Origin of the sequence: Vibrio atlanticus, assembly GCF_024347315.1 — a bacterium.
Classification (GTDB): domain Bacteria; phylum Pseudomonadota; class Gammaproteobacteria; order Enterobacterales; family Vibrionaceae; genus Vibrio; species Vibrio atlanticus.
In genome coordinates this window covers 2029468-2047377 of sequence record NZ_AP025460.1, presented here as the reverse complement: position 1 = coordinate 2047377, position 17910 = coordinate 2029468, and the positions used below count along the sequence as shown (strand labels likewise).

Sequence of the window (17910 nt, the reverse complement as noted above, 5' to 3'; positions counted from 1 at the left end):
TTGTGTTCAACAATACATCGGTAGCCACATTAACATGAATGCCAGCGATAACATGCTGGCATAATTCCTTTCTAGCTTGTCATATCTACTTGAAATAGCTCGATAATGCTTAATTCTCCCAAAGGCATTTTCGACCAAGTGACGATACTTGTATAGACACCAATCCATACTGTCTTTGTCTATATCTTGTCCGTAATTGCGTTTAGCAATTACCGTTTCTCCGCCACGTTCCTTAACAAAAGTACGGAAAGGTTCGCTGTCATATCCTTTATCACAAACGATAGTATTAACTTCATCGAGTTGTTCAACTAAGCTTTCGGCATGCACTATATCGTGGCGTTGTCCTTCTGATAAATCAAAGCAAATCGGCAGACCACCACTATCTACGGCTAAGTGAATTTTGGTTGAGTTGCCCCCGCGACTTTTTCCTATTTGCTCTGAGCTTTCAGTAGCTGCACCTGTACTATGCTGATGCGCTCGAACTATAGAGCCATCAAGAAAGACCCATTCAAAATCAGCCATGCTAGATAAGCTTTTGAAAAGTTTATCTAAAATCCCTTTCTTTGACCAAAGATTAAATCGTCTGTAAACGGTACTCCACTCTCCGAACTCAGAGGGTAGATCTCGCCAAGGAATACCTGTTCTCATTCGATAAAGTATTCCTTCAAATGTCATTCGATGTTCAGTTTTATCGTAAATACGACCTGTACTTTTCATAACTTGGAGTAGCAGTTCCCAGCGAATATCAGTTAGCATTGTTCTTGGCATGGTATTGGTTATGGTTTTACTTTTGGCGAAGCAAATTATAACTCTTTACCATGCTGTTCAAAAAACACTCACGAAAGATCAACACGCCCTAGTAGAGCTGTAGATATAAAGGTCTTTTTCATAGGTGTCCCTTAAGGTTTCACATTCATAAATCAGTTGAGCCAAAGCTTAATGCATACGAATGATGAATGCTGTATGTCTTTGTCCTGTATCCAAATACATAAACTTACAATGATTAACTCTATGATTTATTGTTTTTTATCTTTGCGTCTAACTGATTTTGAATCGAGAATACACAGGAAAATTAGTGGATGGGACAGGGAGGCTGTGGGTAACGGAAATAATCTCGGGGAATAAAAAACCTCCGTATATACGGAGGTTTTAATTTATCTGATACTGACTTCTTTAAAGAAGAAGCAAGCCGATATTAGAAGTTAGCAGAGCGTGGTGTACGTGGGAACGGGATAACGTCACGAACGTTGCCCATACCTGTTACGTAAGATACTAGACGCTCGAAACCAAGACCGAAGCCAGCGTGCGGCACTGTGCCGTATTTACGTAGGTCGCGGTACCAGCTCATGTGCTCAGGGTCGATACCCATACCAATCATGCGCTCGTCTAGAATGTCTAGACGCTCTTCACGTTGTGCACCACCGATGATTTCACCGATGCCTGGTGCAAGTACGTCCATTGCTGCAACTGTCTTGCCGTCGTCGTTTAAGCGCATGTAGAAAGCTTTGATGTCTTTCGGGTAGTTCTTAACGATAACAGGTGCTTTGAAGTGCTCTTCAGCTAGGTAACGCTCATGCTCAGAAGACATGTCGATGCCCCACTCAACGTCGAATTCAAATTTCTTACCAGAGTCTAGTAGGATTTGGATTGCATCAGTGTAATCAACTTGTGCGAAATCAGCGTCTACGAATTGCTCTAGACGAGTGATTGCTTGCTTGTCGATGCGAGAAGCGAAGAACTCAAGGTCATCGCGGCGCTCTTCAAGAACAGCAGCGAAAACGTACTTAAGCATGTCTTCAGCCAGTTTCGCTACATCGTCAAGGTCTGCAAACGCAACTTCAGGCTCAACCATCCAGAACTCAGCTAGGTGACGGCTTGTGTTTGAGTTTTCAGCACGGAACGTAGGACCGAACGTGTAAACCTTGCTTAGTGCACAAGCGTAAGCTTCAGCATTAAGTTGGCCAGATACTGTAAGGAAAGTTTCTTTACCGAAGAAATCTTCGTTGAAGTCAACTTTGCCTTCGTCAGTGCGAGGTAGGTTTTCCATGTCTAGCGTAGATACGCGGAACATTTCACCAGCGCCTTCTGCATCAGATGCAGTGATAAGCGGAGCTGAAGTCCAGAAGAAACCTTGCTCGTGGTAGAAACGGTGAATCGCTTGAGATAGACAGTTACGTACACGTGCTACTGCGCCGATCACGTTTGTACGTGGGCGTAGATGAGCAACTTCACGAAGGTATTCGATAGAGTGACGTGTCTTAGCCATTGGGTAAGTGTCAGCATCTTCAACCCAGCCTACAACTTTAACGTCAGTTGCTGCTAGTTCGAAGTCTTGACCTTTCGCTGGAGACTCAACAATCTTACCTGTTACTTCAACAGAGCAGCCAGTTGTTAGCTTTAATACTTCGTCTTCGTAATTATTAAGATTATTAGGAACCACGGCCTGAATCGGGTCGAAACAAGAGCCGTCATAAATGGCAAGGAAAGAGATTCCAGCTTTGGAATCACGACGTGAACGGATCCAGCCGCGAACAGTTACTTCACTGTCTACCGCTAGCTTGCCGCCAAGTACGTCTGTTACAGGCGCGTAAGTCATGTTGATTTCATTCTCCATTGAGGGACAAATTCAACTCAAAGTCTCTGGCATTGCTGCAAATAAAATACATTTGCACAATAATTAGCCGAAACATTAAGTTGTATAAACTTTTTAAATTGATTGAACATATTACCTGTCATACCGACAGCTTCAACCTTTATTCTTGCTTGGTGAAAGAAATATTGTGTGTACTGACAATAAATGTGTTTGAGGGTGTGTTTTTTGTTCGATTTTTCCTTGTGCTTGGTGGCTTTAGAGATCAAGGGGAGTGGACTAGTGCGAATAGTTAAGGATTTTCATTACTTGTTGAGCTGCTGTAATTAGAGTAGTTCAAACCACGGGGCTGAAGGGCATAAGCAGTTTTGGTTTGTTTAGAAAGCGTCAATATATGAAACCTTTGTTTGCAAGATTGCTCGTGTGATTAAAGTGGTACTCACTCTATATTGTCAGCCATTCTGACCTGTGTAAGACAAACGCCACAAAAACAAAGCACAGGTGTTGACTTCGTTCTACTAAACAATCACCCACTAGAGGAGTTTAATGTTCACGTGTTAATTACGCCGCCTTAACCCCTGAATTCTCTCTACACCCGCACTTTTCGAGCGCTCGCTCATTCAAGAAAAACAGTTGATCAAATTATGTCTGAACAAGGCAGGACTGGCTGTATAAGTAAAAGAGAATTACATGCTTAATTATTTTAAAAAACATTGGTTATCAAACGTTAAAGGAGATTCATTATCTGGGATTGTCGTTGCTCTCGCATTAATCCCTGAAGCCATCGCATTTTCAATTATCGCAGGCGTCGACCCTAAAGTAGGGCTCTATGCCTCGTTCTGTATTTGTGTCGTCACGGCTTTGGTTGGCAGTCGTCCGGGGATGATCTCTGGGGCAACGGGCGCAATGGCACTGTTGATGGTCACCTTAGTGAGAGAGCACGGACTAGAATATCTGCTCGCTGCTTCATTTCTTGCAGGTGTTATTCAAATCGCAGCTGGGTATCTCAAGCTTGGTAATCTGATGAATTTTGTTTCCAAATCGGTGATTACTGGATTTGTTAACGCGCTCGCCATCCTTATTTTCATGGCCCAGATCCCTGAATTGATCAACGTCCCTTCGAGCGTTTACGTATTAGTCGCTTTGGGCTTGGCGATCATCTACTTGCTTCCATATTTTCCCAAGTTTGGTCGTGCAATACCTTCTCCATTGGTCGCTATTGTTGCCCTGACAATCATTAGTTTGTTATTTGGTTTAGATGTCAGAACGATTGGCGATATGGGCAAGCTTCCCGATTCACTGCCGGTATTCTTGATTCCTAATATCCCATTCACGTTCGATACGCTTGCAACCATCCTGCCATACTCTATCGCTCTATCTCTGGTTGGCTTACTGGAATCTTTGATGACAGCGACCATAGTCGATGATCTGACCGATACTGAAAGCAATAAAAACAATGAGTGTAAAGGGCAGGGAGTAGCGAACATCGTTGCCTCACTATTTGGTGGTATGGCGGGGTGTGCGATGATCGGTCAGTCGATCATTAACATCAAATCAGGTGGCTTAACCCGATTATCCAGTATGATCGCTGGGGTTGTTTTGTTGCTAATGGTGGTGTTTGTTTCTGATTGGTTGAAGCTGATACCGATGGCGGCTTTAGTATCTGTGATGATCATGGTTTCAATCGGCACGTTTTCATGGCGTTCTGTTGTTGAACTTAAAGATCACACGCTCCCTACTAATGTGACCATGCTAGCGACTGTAGCGGTGGTGGTGTTTACGCACAATCTCGCGATAGGTGTTGCAGTTGGCGTGGTGTTGTCAGCTTTGTTTTATGCGCATGCCAGCAAGTCGATGGTCTTTATATCTGATGAAGTGGTGACTAACCAACTGCACACCACCCATCGAGTAAAAGGCCATGTCTTTTTTGCTTCTTCAGATGCGTTTGTCGATCTATTTGACTATGACAAGGCCACGTCTTTAGTGACGATCGATATATCGGATGCATCGTTCCTAGATAACACGTCGGTTGAGGCGCTTGATAAGGTCGTGTTTAAGTTCCGAAAAAAGGGTGCTTATGTAGAGGTCGCAGGAATGGATACCGTGAGTGCGAATCTGATATTCAAGCACGCGATGTACCACAAGCATAAAGATTTAACCGCGGTTTCCATTACGCACTAATCGTGGTTTAAGGTGCTCTTAAAATCTTAAAATCTTAAAATCTTAAAATCTTAAAATCTTAAAATCTTAAAGCCCGAACTAGACATTGTTATGAAGATAAAGCGCTCATCTTTGAGCGCTTTTTTGTTGATGTCGCTAGGGGAGTTCTAACGGCCTATGACTGACCTTTATCGTTGGTATTTGAGTTCGATAAGGTGAATTGGTTGATAAGAGATTCAAGGTGATCCGACAGCTCTTCTAAATCATTACTGATTCCACGAGTTTCAGCTGCAGACTGCGATGTGTTGTCGGCGTGAGCAGTGATGGTTTCAACCTTTTGTTGAACATCTTGAGTCGCGTGTGTGGTGGATTGCGTCTGTTGCTGAATATTTTGTGCATGAGCCAACACTTGTTTCATTTCTTCAACGACACCGTTCATTTCAACGGACAGTGCGTCGATATCTGTCGAGCTTTGATGTGCTTGTTCGCAAACGCGGTCAGCAGAATTCAGCGATTCTTCACTGCCTTGTTGGAACTGATGAATGATAGACTCAATACTGCCAGTAGCCTCTGCCGTTCGTGATGCAAGATTACGAACTTCATCTGCCACTACCGCAAAGCCGCGACCTTGTTCTCCCGCTCGAGCCGCTTCAATCGCTGCATTCAAGGCTAGAAGGTTGGTTTGGTCGGCAATGCCACGAATCACACTCAATATTGAAGAGACTTCTCCAGTTTGCTCATTAAGTGTTTGTATCTTTTGTTTCACTTCTTCGATACTGCTCACTAGATTCTTAATCTCACTACTTGCATCATGTGCTTGGTTAGCACTCTTACAAGCCACATCTGAGGTGTGATTGATGAGTTCTGACGCGGTTAAAGTGGCTTGTTCTACATTGACCTGTTGTGCTTGTATTCCTTCGACATTGTTTTGCACTTCTGTGGTTTCGTTTTGTTGATCGCTGGCGGCTTGCTCGGTAATTTGAGCAACGCTAGTCAGTTGATTGGCTGACGCATTCAGTTTGTGCGAAGTATCTTGTACCTTTTCTAAGCTGTTAGAAACGGTTCCCATGAACGAGTTGATGGCGTTAGCCAGCGTGCCAATCTCATCTTTACTTTGTTCGGGCAAACGAGTGGACAGGTTTTTATCGCTGCTTACTTGGGTCATAAACCGAGAGGTTTGTTGAAGAGGGCGAACGATAATCTTACGAATCAATCCCATAGTAAGAACGAATCCGGCAAAGGAGATCACTGCCATGATACCGATCGCTGTCATCGTTTGAGTATTGATCAGCGAGTTGACATGGCTAAGGTTATATTCAAGTCGAATTGCACCTAATACTTCACCTTCTGGTGCCATATGACATGCCACACAATTGGTGCCGCGATAGTTCTCGCTCGACTTCATTGGCAGAGCAATAACCAAGCCTTTACCCCAATCGGCAGAAAAGGGTTCGATAACAGTTTCGCCTGCTAGCGCTCGTTTATCGATATCATCAATAGGTGTTTGGTTGTCATTGCCAGGTCCGTACAATTTGCTCACTGCATCGGCGCGCAGTACACGAACATTTTCAATGCCTTCTTGCGCTAACGCTTTCTGACGAAGGGTCTCTTTCTGTGCCATGGTTCCTGTTAGCATCATCATATTGAGGCTATCGAAATAGTTACTTGCCTTATCGTGAAGCTGCTCACTTAACACAGAGTTTACAAGTTGCTTTTGCTGCGAATATTGAAAGTAAGTCGATATTGCAAGCAAGAAAGTGAACACAACGGCGAGGGCTACTAGGATTTTAAAGGTGATTGTTGAGCGCATAAGGTGTTTGTTTTTATTAATTATAATGACACGCATACTTTACGTGTAAGCGGCCCTACCACCTATGGGGTATGATAAATTGTGTGACCACACTCCGGTTGTGGTTATGTTTCTGTGATGTAGCGGGTTTGTTTCTCGTTAGGTGGGAAGGTTAAGCGTATGGTGATTTTCAAGCCATCTTTATATGTGTTTTATTGTGACTCAAGTGAGTGGCTAGCAACAAGCTCCCCCCTTGCCGCTAATAAGGCCGTACAGTGGTGATAGAACTTGTAGTGTGTATTGGTTTTACGTAATATTGCGTGTCATTTTTTTAGCCTGAGAAACACAATGAGAACTGAGTTATACAAAGAGTTTATGTTTGAAGCAGCCCACCATCTTCCACACGTGCCAGAAGGGCATAAGTGCGGTCGTTTGCATGGTCACTCTTTTCTTGTTCGTTTGTACGTAGAAGGCGAAGTTGACCCGCATACAGGTTGGGTAATCGACTTTTCTGAAATTAAAGCTGTATTCAAACCAATTTACGACCGTTTAGACCACTACTACCTAAACGACATTGAAGGTTTAGAAAACCCGACAAGTGAAGTATTGGCTAAATGGATCTGGAATGAACTTAAACCAAGCTTGTCACTTTTGAGCAAGGTTGAGATTAAAGAAACATGCACAGCGGGTTGTATCTACCGCGGTGAATAAGGTTTCGATGCTGTAGTTTGTGATGCTAAAGTCTTCGATGCTGTAGATTTCAAAGATACAGTTATCAGGGCAACAGTCTTCAATACTATAGCTTTCAAGGTATAGTCTTAAAAGCTATAATCGAACGAAAGGCGCTTACAAGAGCGCCTTTTTTGTAGCTGTCATATATGTTTGGGTGCTCTTTATACAAGCTTTGTTGTTAATGGGGTGGGGGGGTATAGTTCCGCTTTTTATTAATAATGATTATTGTTTTACGCGGTTTGGTGGTCGATTTGTATCCAAATGGCTATTTTGTTCAATTTAATAGCAAAAAATGTGGTTATAGCGTTGTGTTTCAAAGCTCATTCGATAAGATGAAAATACCTCTAATGACAGAGGTAGGGCAGCAATGGATACGCTGCTTCAAATACTATGGAATGTGACTTAATTATTGGACACATACATGAAATTCAAGATTACATCGCCGATTATTGAACCTACGGAAGGTTCACCACATCAGTTAATGCTAACTCACGCTTCTCGTTTTACCTCTTTTAAGACAAGCTCCCCTTTGAACGCCCTGTTCGACAACGTCTCTGCACGCTTCTTTACCGCTTATCGCTCCTATTGTTATTCGTTTTATAACTTTATTTCTATCTGAACTCCTTTGTCATCCGCTCGATGAACGAAGACTCACATCTATAAAAACTAAACAAATAAGTTAAAAACAATGAATATTAAAATGATGGGTAGCTCCCTAATTATCGCTGGTACCGCTCTCGGTGCTGGTATGCTTGCGATCCCAATGGTATTAGCTCAATTCGGATTGCTTTACGGCACACTGCTGATGGTACTGATCTGCTTCGGTACGACTTATGCAGCATTACTACTTCTAGAAGCGACCATCAAAGCGGGTGGCGGTCTAGGATTAAACTCTATTGCCCGAAAAACCTTGGGCAAACAAGGGCAGTTGATTACCAACGGCCTACTTTACGCGTTATTGATTTGCCTATTGATGGCCTACATTCTGGGTGCGGGTGATTTGCTGAGTAAGTTACTGTCTAACTTAGGTGTAGACATTAGCGCAACGACGAGCCAAATCACGTTTACTTTACTTGCTGGTGCTGTAGTCGCAAGTGGCACCGGAGTGATTGATAAGCTCAACCGCGCATTGTTCTTTGTGATGCTAGCAAGCTTGTTTGCAACCATGGTGTTTTTGGCACCAAGTATGACGCAAGAAAACTTGATTCAGGTAACCAGCCACGACCACGTCGATCTAATCAAAACCAGTGCCATCCTGTTTACGAGCTTTGGCTTTATGGTTGTGATTCCAACCTTGGTTTCTTACAACCACGAAGCGACAGACAAACAGCTGCGCAACATGGTGATCGTCGGTTCTCTGATCCCATTAGTGTGTTACTTATGTTGGTTGTTTGCGGTAGTGGGTAACTTGAGCGAAGAGCAATTTAGAAGCTTCAAGAACGTATCAGATTTGATGGCGGCTTTTGAGGCTCAGTCTCCTTGGGTGGGTAACGTTCTGTCTACCTTCACCGGCTTGGCGTTGTTGACCTCTTTCTTTGGTGTAGCGATGTCTTTGTTCAACCAGAACAGAGACATGTTTAACCAAAACACAGCGGTCACTTACTGCATTAGTTTCATCTTGCCACTGGCGGGTTCACTGCTTGCTGCAGATAAGTTCCTACAAGTGTTGAACTATGCAGGCATCATCTTAGTGTTCTTGGCTGTTTTTGTTCCTCTGGTGATGGTTCATAAGCAACGCTTTATGAAAGTAGCGGAAGATAGATACAGCGTTGAAGGTGGCCGACCAATGATGCTTTTCTCATTGTTGTTTGGTTGCTTCTTGCTTATCTCGCAAGTGATTTAATCTGGCTATTTGGCGAGCTGAGTAAATACCTCGCCAAATTTCAGATACAAAAAAGGAACGCCTCGGCGTTCCTTTTTATTATCTGCTCATTAAAAGCAAATTGATTCGAAAACTATTAACAAACTAATGCTAATTAACAAACCACCTTAACTGCCAAACCACCTTGAGAAGTCTCACGGTATTTAGCGTTCATGTCTTTACCGGTTTCTAGCATTGTTTCGATAACTTTATCTAGAGAAACAGTAGGGGCAGAAGAGCGACGAAGTGCCATACGAGTTGAGTTGATTGCTTTAACTGCAGCAATACCGTTACGCTCAATACATGGAACTTGTACTTGGCCAGCAACTGGGTCACACGTTAGACCTAGGTTGTGCTCCATGCCGATTTCTGCAGCCATACATACTTGCTCTGGGCTACCACCCATAAGCTCAGCAAGACCAGCAGCAGCCATAGAACATGCCACGCCAACTTCACCCTGACAGCCAACTTCAGCACCAGAGATAGAAGCGTTACGCTTGTAAAGACCACCGATCGCGCCAGAAGCTGCGAAGTAACGGATGTAGTCTTTCTCTGTCACTGTTTGAATGAACTTATCGTAGTAAGCCAATACAGCAGGGATGATGCCACATGCGCCGTTTGTTGGTGCCGTTACTACACGACCGCCAGCTGCGTTCTCTTCGTTTACTGCGAAAGCAAACATGTTCACCCAGTCAACAACCGTCATTGGATCGTTAGTTGTTTTTTCTGACGTGATCAGTTGTTGGCGAAGTGCTGCTGCACGACGAGGTACACGCAGTGGACCAGGCAGGATACCTTCAGTATTCATACCGCGATCCATACACTCACGCATCGTTTTCCAGATGTTAGCGAAGTAAGTGCGAGACTCTTCGTCTGAGTGGAAAGCCGCTTGGTTTTTCATAACCAGTGTACTGATAGAAAGACCACTTTCTTTACACTGATTAACCAGCTCTTCCGCTGTTGTGAATTCGTAAGGTGCTTTAATTGGGTTTTCTTCTTCTTTGCCGAAGTTCTCTTCGTCAACGATGAAACCACCACCAATTGAGTAATACGTTTTTGAATATGCGACTTCGTCATCAACCCAAGCATGAATGCTCATGCCATTCTCGTGTAGAGAAAGGTTGCTAGTGTGGAAGTTCATTCCGCCGTCGCGAGGGAACGAAACAGTATGACAGTGCATACCGACAGGTAGACGTTCAGTTTCTTCTACTCGAGCAATGAAGCCTGCAATAGAATCGATATCAACACGCTCAGGAGTATTGCCAGCAAGACCCATGATGATTGCGATATCTGTGTGGTGACCTTTCCCTGTCAGTGATAGTGATCCATATACGTCCACGGTGATTTTAGTGATGTCGCGCAATTTTCCCATTGAACGTAGGTCATCAATAAATTCTTTACCCGCTTTCATTGGTCCAACTGTATGTGAGCTCGATGGACCAACACCGATTTTATAGATATCAAATACACTAATCATAGCGATTACCTCAAAAAGAGAGCCTCCCAAGGGGAGTAGGGAGGCTCATTTATTATCATTATATTTTTTGTCTAACCTCGCCATATAAGATGAATGTCATCTTATAAAAAGGGCTTGAGATTAAAGAGCGCCGTAGATTACAGAACTAATAGCCGCTAGACCACATAAAGCTGTAAAGATTTGCACAGGTGCTGAAGTTTTGTACTTAGCCATAGCTGGTACTTTGTTCATTGCGAATACAGGCATTAGGAACAGGATAGCTGCAATCATTGGAGCACCCATTGTTTCAATCATGCCTAGGATGCTTGGGTTAACTACCGCAACAATCCAAGTTGTAACAACGATGAACGCTAGAGAAGCTTTCTCAATCGTGCTGATTGAAGAACCAGAGCGAGACTTGATTAGACCAACAAGACCTTCATGAGCACCTAGGAAGTGACCGAAGTAGCTAGAAGTGATTGCTGCGAACGCTACTAGAGGACCCATGTAAGAGATAAGTGGAGACTCGTGAACGTTAGCTAGGTAAGAAAGTACAGAGATGTTTTGAGATTGCGCTGTTGCTAGTTGCTCTGGAGATAGAGAAAGTACTACAGAGAAAACGAAGAACATTACAAAACCCATCAGCATCATTGCTGCGCCACCAGTGATCGCGTCAGTTTTCTTAACCGCGTCTTCACCGTATACACGACGTTGCTCTTTAGAGAACTGTGAAATGATTGGGCTGTGGTTGAAAGAGAACACGATGATTGGAATCGCAAGCCAGATAATAGAAGGCATTGCTGACCATTCTGGGCTTGTTTCCATCATTGAAGTGTTCCAATCAGGAACTAGGTAGAAAGACAATGCTAGTAGGATGAATACTAGTGGGTAAACCATTGCTGAAGTTGCTTTAAGCATCAGCTCTTTACCGAATACAACACCTGCTGTCATAGCAAGGATAAGTGCACCAGAAAGAAGAGGACGAGGAATAGATTCCATGCCCATTTGGTTTACTAGGAAAGAGTCAACCGTGTTTGTGATACCAACACCGTAGATAAGAACGATTGGGTAGATAGCGAAAAAGTAAGCGAAAGTAATAAGGTTCGCGCCAGTCTTACCGAAGTGTTCTTCAACTGTGTCTGTAATATCTGCTTCAGGGTTCTTAGAAGACAGTACGAAACGAGCTAGAGATTTGTGTGCGAACCAAGTCATTGGTGCCGCGATTAAAGCTAGGATAACTAGTGGCCAAAAACCACCCGCACCAGCTTTGATTGGAAGGAATAGTACACCAGCGCCAACTGCTGTACCGAATAGTGATAGACACCAGGTAAAATCTTTATAGTTAAACTTGCTTGTATCTGTAACGGCATTTGCCGAAGAAGTTGTTGTGTTCATGTTAAATTACTCATTTTTTGGGAACAGGAAATAAGTCGGGGCTAATTCTGCAGAATTTTCTTCTACAAAAAATAGATCTAAATCATGTAATGAAACGGCGTGTCACATGATATGCGAAAAACGGATTTTTGATCACGAAAATAGCGTGCCACAGGTGATTTATGCTCATGCTTGCTATTAGTTTATCTTATGCGAAAGGCGGGGTTGTACAGAATTATACCAGGGAAACGTTTGCGTAAAATTGGATTAATAAATCTGTTCCATGGAAAAGGCTGTGTTTGTTAACAAGGATTAAACAAAACGTAGTTTCTATGTAATTTGTTGCACTACGTGTTGCTGCATTGATTGGATGATTTGAGCCGTAACGCCCCAAATTAGGTGCTCTTGGAAGGGCATGGCAAAAACACGATGCTTGATTTTTTTTAAGTTAACAGTGTGGCTGTGTAACTTGGCTTGGTCTAAAACATAGGTGGCGGGCACCTCAAAAATCGAAGCAACTTCGTTTTCATCGATGATGGGTTTATAGTCCGAATCGACCACTACAACAATCGGTGTAACTAAAAATTTACTAATGGTACTCAAAGTAGGCAATTGCCCAACAATTTTAACCTGATCCGATCGAATTCCGACCTCTTCGTGAAGTTCTCTAAGTGCGGTGAATTGCATAGAAGGATCGGAGAGTTCGTGTTTCCCTCCAGGAAAGCTGATTTGACCAGGGTGATGTTTTAAATGAGCGGCTCTTTTCGTAAAAATAACATGTAAACCATCCTCTCGTTCCACTAAGCCGACTACCACTGCTGCTTTACGCAATTGATCGTCATTGATATGTGAAACGCGCTCAACGGATTCTGGGTGATAGCCAACGGTAGAATTGAGCTGGAATTGTTGAAGGAAGTTATCTTTGTTCATATAAAGCCAATATATTGATTATTATGATTTTAAGTATAGTCATAACCGTGTGTTGATTACCAATTTCGAATTTGCCTTCACTTTCCTCCGTTAGTACAGGCAATAACTGGAAATAGAAGGGGCTGGGTAGCGGCGTTTTTCAAGGTAAATGTCCCCAATCTTCTAAGAGTGACGGATTTTGCTATATTTGAATGTGTGTACTTCTACTAGTAAGCGTTATCCATGTCATAAATTGGGTGATGAAACGTACATTTTCTGTTTAAGAATTTGATAACAATGACTTAGTGGACCATTCTAAAAAGAAATAGAAGAAAAGGTATGAAATGAAAGGAATCATATTCACCGAATTTTTAGAGCTTGTTGAAGACAAGTTTGGGTTAGAGCTTTTGGAAGAAGTTCTAGAGATGTCAGAAGATGAAGGGATCTACACATCAGTCGGAAGTTACGACCACAAAGATCTTGTTCGATTGATTATAAACTTAAGTAAGAAAACCGATATTGATGCAGCGAGCCTGCAACGTGTTTTTGGACAATCGGTTTTTAAGAACTTACTGGCCTCATTACCGAATAAAGCGAGCCTCGCTCATAGCAACACCACTTTTCAATTTATTCAGCACGTAGAGCGTTACATTCACGTAGAAGTGAAGAAGCTCTACCCAGATGCTGAGCCTCCACAATTTAGCTTTATCACCACGACCGAAGCGCAACTTGTTTTTGACTATAAAAGCGCACGATGCATGTCTCACGTTTGTTTGGGATTAATCGAGGGGTGTGCTGACTATCATGGTGAAACCATCGTGGTAGAAATGACACCTCAGAATGATGACCAAAGTGTGGTTAGGTTTAATCTCAAAGTAGAAAAGTGATATGGATCTGGCATCTGCCCAAGAGAAAAAACTTAAACGTCAAATAGCAGCACGGAAAGCGGCTGAAGCCTTGTTGGAGCAAAAGAGTCTCGAACTGTTTGAGGCCAATCAACAGCTTGAACTTGCGTTGCGCCAATTAGAAAAGCGTTCAAATGCGAATATTCGACGGATCGAATTCCAAGAACAAATCGACAACCTGTTGATTGATTTCGGACGCGCGTTTCTGAGGAGTGATCTCGATGACGTGATGTTGTCCCAATTGACGGCGAGTGTAACTAACAGTTATCTAATTGAAGCCAGTCGCTTGGTGTTACCCCCCAATCTAATCCCTCAGTTACAAACCCATGACTATGGTGATGAAACAGTCGAGGTAATAGAGAAAGACATTCAAGAACCTCATTGGCAAGGTTGCTTGCTTACCGTGCCATTAGAGGTCGAAAAAGTGATTGTGGGCGCGTTAATCGTTCAGGTCAGGTTGTTAGATCAAGACTACGAATTCATCCAAAGCCAACTGTTGTTGGTGACCGACCTCATCTGCAGTGCGTTAACTCATCAACTTGCGATTAACCGAAATATAGAATCACGTAAACGAGCGGAAGAGTCCGAAAGGGCAACGCGTGACTTTGTCGCCATGATTAACCATGAATTGAGAACCCCACTCAATGGTCTTCTTGGTAGTGCGGAGTTGATAAGCGACACCGAACTGAGCAGTTCTCAACGTGAGATCGTGAATAACTTGAGCCAATCCGGTGAGTTTCTTAGAACCATCATTAATGACCTTCTCGATTACAGTAAAATCAATGCGGGTATGCTGGAATTAATTCCCAAAACATTTGCACTCCAAGATTTGAAAAATACCATTGATAGTATTTTTACCAATCGAGCGATTGAAAAGCAGATCCAGTTTGATGTCAATGTAACCGATGGGGTACCCAGTCACTTCTACGGTGACTTAGAGCGTATTACTCAATTGTTCGTGAACTTAATCGGCAATGCAATTAAATTCACCGATCAAGGCCATGTGAGCGTAGAGATAAAATGGCTTAACGACCAATTTATTTTTTCTGTTGAGGATAGTGGCGTTGGTATTGCTCAATCTGCTATTAAGACACTGTTTGAACCTTTTACACAGGCCGATAACTCAAGTAGCCGAAATTACGAAGGGACAGGGCTTGGTTTAGCGATTTGTCGCAAGCTAGTTGCGTTAATGAGGGGAGACATTGAGGTGAGCAGTATTGTTGGTTCGGGTACGACATTTACCATTTCACTCCCTCTTCAAGTTGTCGATACACTGGCTGAGCGCGATAGTGTCGCCAAAGGTTTTGAGTCTGAGGTTGAATTGACATTGCTTAAAGTGCTGGTGGTTGATGATATTAAGATGAACCAGATCATCATCCAACAAATGCTACGCAAATACGAAATAGAGCCAGCGATTGCCGGTAATGGTATAGAAGGTTTGGAATTAGCGTCGAATAATGAGTATGACATTGTGTTTATGGATTGTCGGATGCCAGTCATGGATGGTTTTGAAGCGACGAAGAAACTGCGAAGTTCAGGGTATAGCCAACCAATTATTGCATTGACCGCTGGTACGACAAAAGAAGAGCGAGAGTTGTGTATTGAATCTGGTATGGACGATATATTGAGTAAACCCTATACCGCTAACGACTTAGTGATAATGCTGAATAAGTGGGGCTAATAAATATCATTGCCTTTGTAGTGAGTGAATATGCAACGTTATTGATTTGTCTCTAATGTCTTGAGTATATTGTCAATGTAACAAGTGAGCTGACAATGCTATACGTTCACTTACTTTATTGGTCGCTTTTATTAATTATATTAAGGAGGTTTGAAAAACTATAAAAATGGATTCGATATGAAAAAAATGATAGTGACGCTTGCTCTAATTGCACCTTTATCTGCAGTGGCTGCACAAAAAGACCCAAATGGTTTCTATATCGGAGTAGGAGCTGGTTCAACTGAACTTGATGATGGTGGTTTTGGTAAGGCCATAACTCGCAAAACCACAACAACTGAAACTGAATCACCTTCTTATAAACTCATTGCCGGTTATCAGATCAACCGTATTATTGGTATCGAAGGCCAATATACTAAATATGGAACGTCTACAACAAAAGTAGGCAGTTCAAAAGCATTCACAACAGATTTTAGTTCAATTAGCGTTGCTGCGAATGTTGGTTATACGTTCGATATTGGTCTTCGACCTTATGCACTTTTAGGTTATAGCTTTTTAAATTCAGAAATTGAAAACAGTGGTAATAATAAATACTTTGCGACTAAGTCATCAACCGTATCTGGTATAAAAATGGGGGTGGGCGTAGAGTACGCAATTCCTGCTGCACCAGCTCTAGCATTACGTGCAGGTATTGATTGGGAAGCGGCTGATATCAAAGTGAAAGATGAAAAGAACAAAGAGTTATCTAATGTTCATACACTAGGCTCATTCTATTTAGCGACGACATACACATTCTAAGCTAGTGTAAAAGAAGAAGCTGAGTGGGTTATAACTCACTTAGCTAATTAAAGCATATAGAATTAACGTCACCGTAATTCTATATGCTATTTCGATAACGCGATATCGTAGCTATATTGCCCGCAGCAAAGATTAAACTATTTAGTGGCTAATACCGGTAGGATACGGCTTAACTTATCCAGAGTCTCTTGATATTCAGATACGCAATCACTATCAAATACCACACCTCCTCCAGCCCAAGCATAAAGCGTATTGTTTTCTGCCACTAGGGTACGAATCGTAATGCTGGTGTCCATTCTGCCATTACGGCTGATATAACCGATACTGCCGCAATACGCCGAGCGACGATGAGGCTCTAGCTCCTCAATGATCTGCATCGCGCGAACTTTTGGAGCGCCGGTAATCGACCCCCCGGGAAAGCAAGCCCTTAATAGGTCATGTGCTGAATATTGGACATCAAGCTCTGCCCTTATCGTGCTCACTAAGTGGTGCACAGCAGGGAAACTCTCTATATCGAAGAGCTTGGGTACATGAACCGATCCCGGCTTAGCGACTCGACCTATGTCATTGCGCAGGAGGTCGACAATCATCAGGTTTTCTGCCTGATCTTTCTCAGCAGTTAACAGGTCTTGAGCATTAGCGTCATCAATCATGGAATCTTCAGAACGAGGACGTGTCCCTTTGATCGGCTTGGTTTCAATGGTGCCACTATTGAGCTCTAAAAAACGCTCAGGGGAGACACTGAGAATGGTGCAGCCTGCTAAACGGATAAAACCAGAGAATGGAGCTGAGTTGTACTGCTCTAACTTTTCATAAGCGAGCCATTCACTGCCTTGGTATTGGGCATTGAAGCGCTGAGCAAGGTTTATCTGATAACAGTCACCCGATAACAAGTACTCTTGAACGCTATCGAACTTATTGGCATAACTTTGTTCAGTCATATTGGATTGCCATGGGGTGGTTAATCCAAACTTCTGATGAGTTCGTTCTGCTTGTTGGCTTGGCGATTGTTGTTGAGTCAACCAATCCCAATGGATATCAATGTTTTGCCCAACAAGGAACGCAGCTTTAAGCTTATGATCAACAATCACAGCCCATTCATACAATCCAACCGCCATGTCTGGCGCAGAAATATCACGCTTAGCAAGAGAGGGCAGAGCTTCTACTCGTCGTCCCAAATCGTAGCTAAAATAGCCTAAAGCGCCACCAATGAAAGGCAGTTCAGGATGCTCACTGGTTGCGGGTAGTAATTGCTGTTGATATTGGTCGAGTAGTTCGAAAGGGTCTGACTCTGAAACCTCGCACGTCTCGTTAACATTAACGGTCGTTTTTAAACCGATCGTCTCAAAGGTGGCGATGGGTTGAGCAACCAAAATGTCGTATCGACTATCAACGTGGCTTTCTGAGGCCGACCGTAATAGCATTGCCCACGGCACGCTTTCAATATGAGAAAACAGCTGTTTAGCTAAAGTTGATTGATATTCAAGCGGCTTGATTTGGATAGAGCGAAATTCGTTGTTATTCATTTGTTTAATTTGTGACAAAGAGTTCGATCACTGCATGGCGTGTGAGAGGAAGCAAGAGTATCATAAATTGAAAATAAAATGGGTTCTTGATTAGAACGGAGTAATCCAAGTGGTTTAGTTTACAGCTATGCA

The 17910-nt window shown here is 42.9% G+C and carries 14 protein-coding genes; 7 read left to right on the top strand and 7 right to left on the bottom strand.

Annotated elements, in window-relative coordinates; all coding sequences use genetic code 11:
* Positions 1-6: 6 nt before the first annotated feature.
* Together OCV30_RS09120 and asnS are read right to left on the bottom strand one after the other, a co-directional pair.
* Positions 7-768 (bottom strand): IS5 family transposase, encoded by a 762-nt coding sequence (locus OCV30_RS09120; protein WP_102552608.1) that lies wholly within the window; start codon positions 766-768, stop codon positions 7-9.
* A gap of 427 nt (positions 769-1195) precedes the next feature.
* The gene (gene asnS, locus OCV30_RS09115) at positions 1196-2596 is read right to left on the bottom strand and encodes an asparagine--tRNA ligase (protein WP_065678729.1); all 1401 of its coding nucleotides are present in this window, start codon (positions 2594-2596) and stop codon (positions 1196-1198) included.
* Positions 2597-3280: 684 nt separating this feature from the next.
* Between asnS and OCV30_RS09110 the strand changes: the two genes are divergently transcribed.
* Positions 3281-4771 (top strand): SulP family inorganic anion transporter, encoded by a 1491-nt coding sequence (locus tag OCV30_RS09110; protein WP_065678728.1) that lies wholly within the window; start codon positions 3281-3283, stop codon positions 4769-4771.
* A gap of 154 nt (positions 4772-4925) precedes the next feature.
* On the opposite strand, the gene OCV30_RS09105 is transcribed toward OCV30_RS09110, so the two are convergent.
* Entirely contained in the window at positions 4926-6560 is a 1635-nt protein-coding gene (locus OCV30_RS09105; protein ID WP_065678731.1) for a methyl-accepting chemotaxis protein, read from the bottom strand.
* Between the two features lie 327 nt (positions 6561-6887).
* Between OCV30_RS09105 and queD the strand changes: the two genes are divergently transcribed.
* The 3 genes from queD (at position 6888) to OCV30_RS09090 (ending at position 9114) form a co-directional block, all read left to right on the top strand.
* Positions 6888-7250, top strand: coding sequence for a 6-carboxytetrahydropterin synthase QueD (gene queD / locus OCV30_RS09100; protein WP_065678727.1), 363 nt, complete (start codon positions 6888-6890; stop codon positions 7248-7250).
* 442 nt (positions 7251-7692) lie between these two features.
* Positions 7693-7890 (top strand): hypothetical protein, encoded by a 198-nt coding sequence (locus tag OCV30_RS09095; RefSeq protein WP_048611631.1) that lies wholly within the window; start codon positions 7693-7695, stop codon positions 7888-7890.
* An 81-nt stretch (positions 7891-7971) separates the two neighbouring features.
* On the top strand, positions 7972-9114 hold the full coding sequence (locus OCV30_RS09090; protein WP_141678280.1) for an amino acid permease: 1143 nt from the start codon (positions 7972-7974) through the stop codon (positions 9112-9114).
* A gap of 133 nt (positions 9115-9247) precedes the next feature.
* Here OCV30_RS09090 and OCV30_RS09085 read toward each other — a convergent pair whose 3' ends face one another.
* From OCV30_RS09085 to OCV30_RS09075, 3 genes are all read right to left on the bottom strand, one after another.
* Positions 9248-10609: an L-serine ammonia-lyase gene (locus OCV30_RS09085; RefSeq protein WP_009847036.1), complete on the bottom strand. Its 1362-nt coding sequence runs from the start codon at positions 10607-10609 to the stop codon at positions 9248-9250.
* Between the two features lie 120 nt (positions 10610-10729).
* Positions 10730-11983, bottom strand: a complete 1254-nt coding sequence (locus tag OCV30_RS09080) for an aromatic amino acid transport family protein (RefSeq protein ID WP_009847035.1) — start codon at positions 11981-11983, stop codon at positions 10730-10732.
* A gap of 309 nt (positions 11984-12292) precedes the next feature.
* Positions 12293-12892, bottom strand: coding sequence for a CoA pyrophosphatase (locus OCV30_RS09075; RefSeq protein ID WP_065678725.1), 600 nt, complete (start codon positions 12890-12892; stop codon positions 12293-12295).
* Positions 12893-13215: 323 nt separating this feature from the next.
* On the opposite strand from OCV30_RS09075, the gene OCV30_RS09070 reads away from it, so the two are divergent.
* The 3 genes from OCV30_RS09070 to OCV30_RS09060 all read left to right on the top strand — a co-directional run bounded on the left by OCV30_RS09070 (position 13216) and on the right by OCV30_RS09060 (position 16252).
* Positions 13216-13758 carry a heme NO-binding domain-containing protein gene (locus OCV30_RS09070; protein WP_017096742.1) on the top strand — a complete coding sequence of 181 codons (543 nt, stop codon included), beginning with the start codon at positions 13216-13218 and terminating at the stop codon, positions 13756-13758.
* A gap of 1 nt (position 13759) precedes the next feature.
* Entirely contained in the window at positions 13760-15457 is a 1698-nt protein-coding gene (locus OCV30_RS09065) for an ATP-binding protein (RefSeq protein WP_065678724.1), read from the top strand.
* Positions 15458-15634: 177 nt separating this feature from the next.
* The gene (locus OCV30_RS09060) at positions 15635-16252 is read left to right on the top strand and encodes a porin family protein (protein WP_009847031.1); all 618 of its coding nucleotides are present in this window, start codon (positions 15635-15637) and stop codon (positions 16250-16252) included.
* Between the two features lie 137 nt (positions 16253-16389).
* On the opposite strand, the gene pabB is transcribed toward OCV30_RS09060, so the two are convergent.
* Positions 16390-17778 (bottom strand): aminodeoxychorismate synthase component I, encoded by a 1389-nt coding sequence (pabB, locus tag OCV30_RS09055; RefSeq protein WP_065678723.1) that lies wholly within the window; start codon positions 17776-17778, stop codon positions 16390-16392.
* Positions 17779-17910 lie beyond the last annotated feature (132 nt).

What these genes read in the sequence shown, in the direction of transcription:
- OCV30_RS09120 (WP_102552608.1), bottom strand. Translation starts at nt 768, where the DNA reads ATGCCAAGAACAATGCTAACTGATATTCGCTGGGAACTGCTACTCCAA.
- asnS (WP_065678729.1), bottom strand. Translation starts at nt 2,596, where the DNA reads ATGACTTACGCGCCTGTAACAGACGTACTTGGCGGCAAGCTAGCGGTA.
- OCV30_RS09110 (WP_065678728.1), top strand. Translation starts at nt 3,281, where the DNA reads ATGCTTAATTATTTTAAAAAACATTGGTTATCAAACGTTAAAGGAGAT.
- OCV30_RS09105 (WP_065678731.1), bottom strand. Translation starts at nt 6,560, where the DNA reads ATGCGCTCAACAATCACCTTTAAAATCCTAGTAGCCCTCGCCGTTGTG.
- queD (WP_065678727.1), top strand. Translation starts at nt 6,888, where the DNA reads ATGAGAACTGAGTTATACAAAGAGTTTATGTTTGAAGCAGCCCACCAT.
- OCV30_RS09095 (WP_048611631.1), top strand. Translation starts at nt 7,693, where the DNA reads ATGAAATTCAAGATTACATCGCCGATTATTGAACCTACGGAAGGTTCA.
- OCV30_RS09090 (WP_141678280.1), top strand. Translation starts at nt 7,972, where the DNA reads ATGATGGGTAGCTCCCTAATTATCGCTGGTACCGCTCTCGGTGCTGGT.
- OCV30_RS09085 (WP_009847036.1), bottom strand. Translation starts at nt 10,609, where the DNA reads ATGATTAGTGTATTTGATATCTATAAAATCGGTGTTGGTCCATCGAGC.
- OCV30_RS09080 (WP_009847035.1), bottom strand. Translation starts at nt 11,983, where the DNA reads ATGAACACAACAACTTCTTCGGCAAATGCCGTTACAGATACAAGCAAG.
- OCV30_RS09075 (WP_065678725.1), bottom strand. Translation starts at nt 12,892, where the DNA reads ATGAACAAAGATAACTTCCTTCAACAATTCCAGCTCAATTCTACCGTT.
- OCV30_RS09070 (WP_017096742.1), top strand. Translation starts at nt 13,216, where the DNA reads ATGAAAGGAATCATATTCACCGAATTTTTAGAGCTTGTTGAAGACAAG.
- OCV30_RS09065 (WP_065678724.1), top strand. Translation starts at nt 13,760, where the DNA reads ATGGATCTGGCATCTGCCCAAGAGAAAAAACTTAAACGTCAAATAGCA.
- OCV30_RS09060 (WP_009847031.1), top strand. Translation starts at nt 15,635, where the DNA reads ATGAAAAAAATGATAGTGACGCTTGCTCTAATTGCACCTTTATCTGCA.
- pabB (WP_065678723.1), bottom strand. Translation starts at nt 17,778, where the DNA reads ATGAATAACAACGAATTTCGCTCTATCCAAATCAAGCCGCTTGAATAT.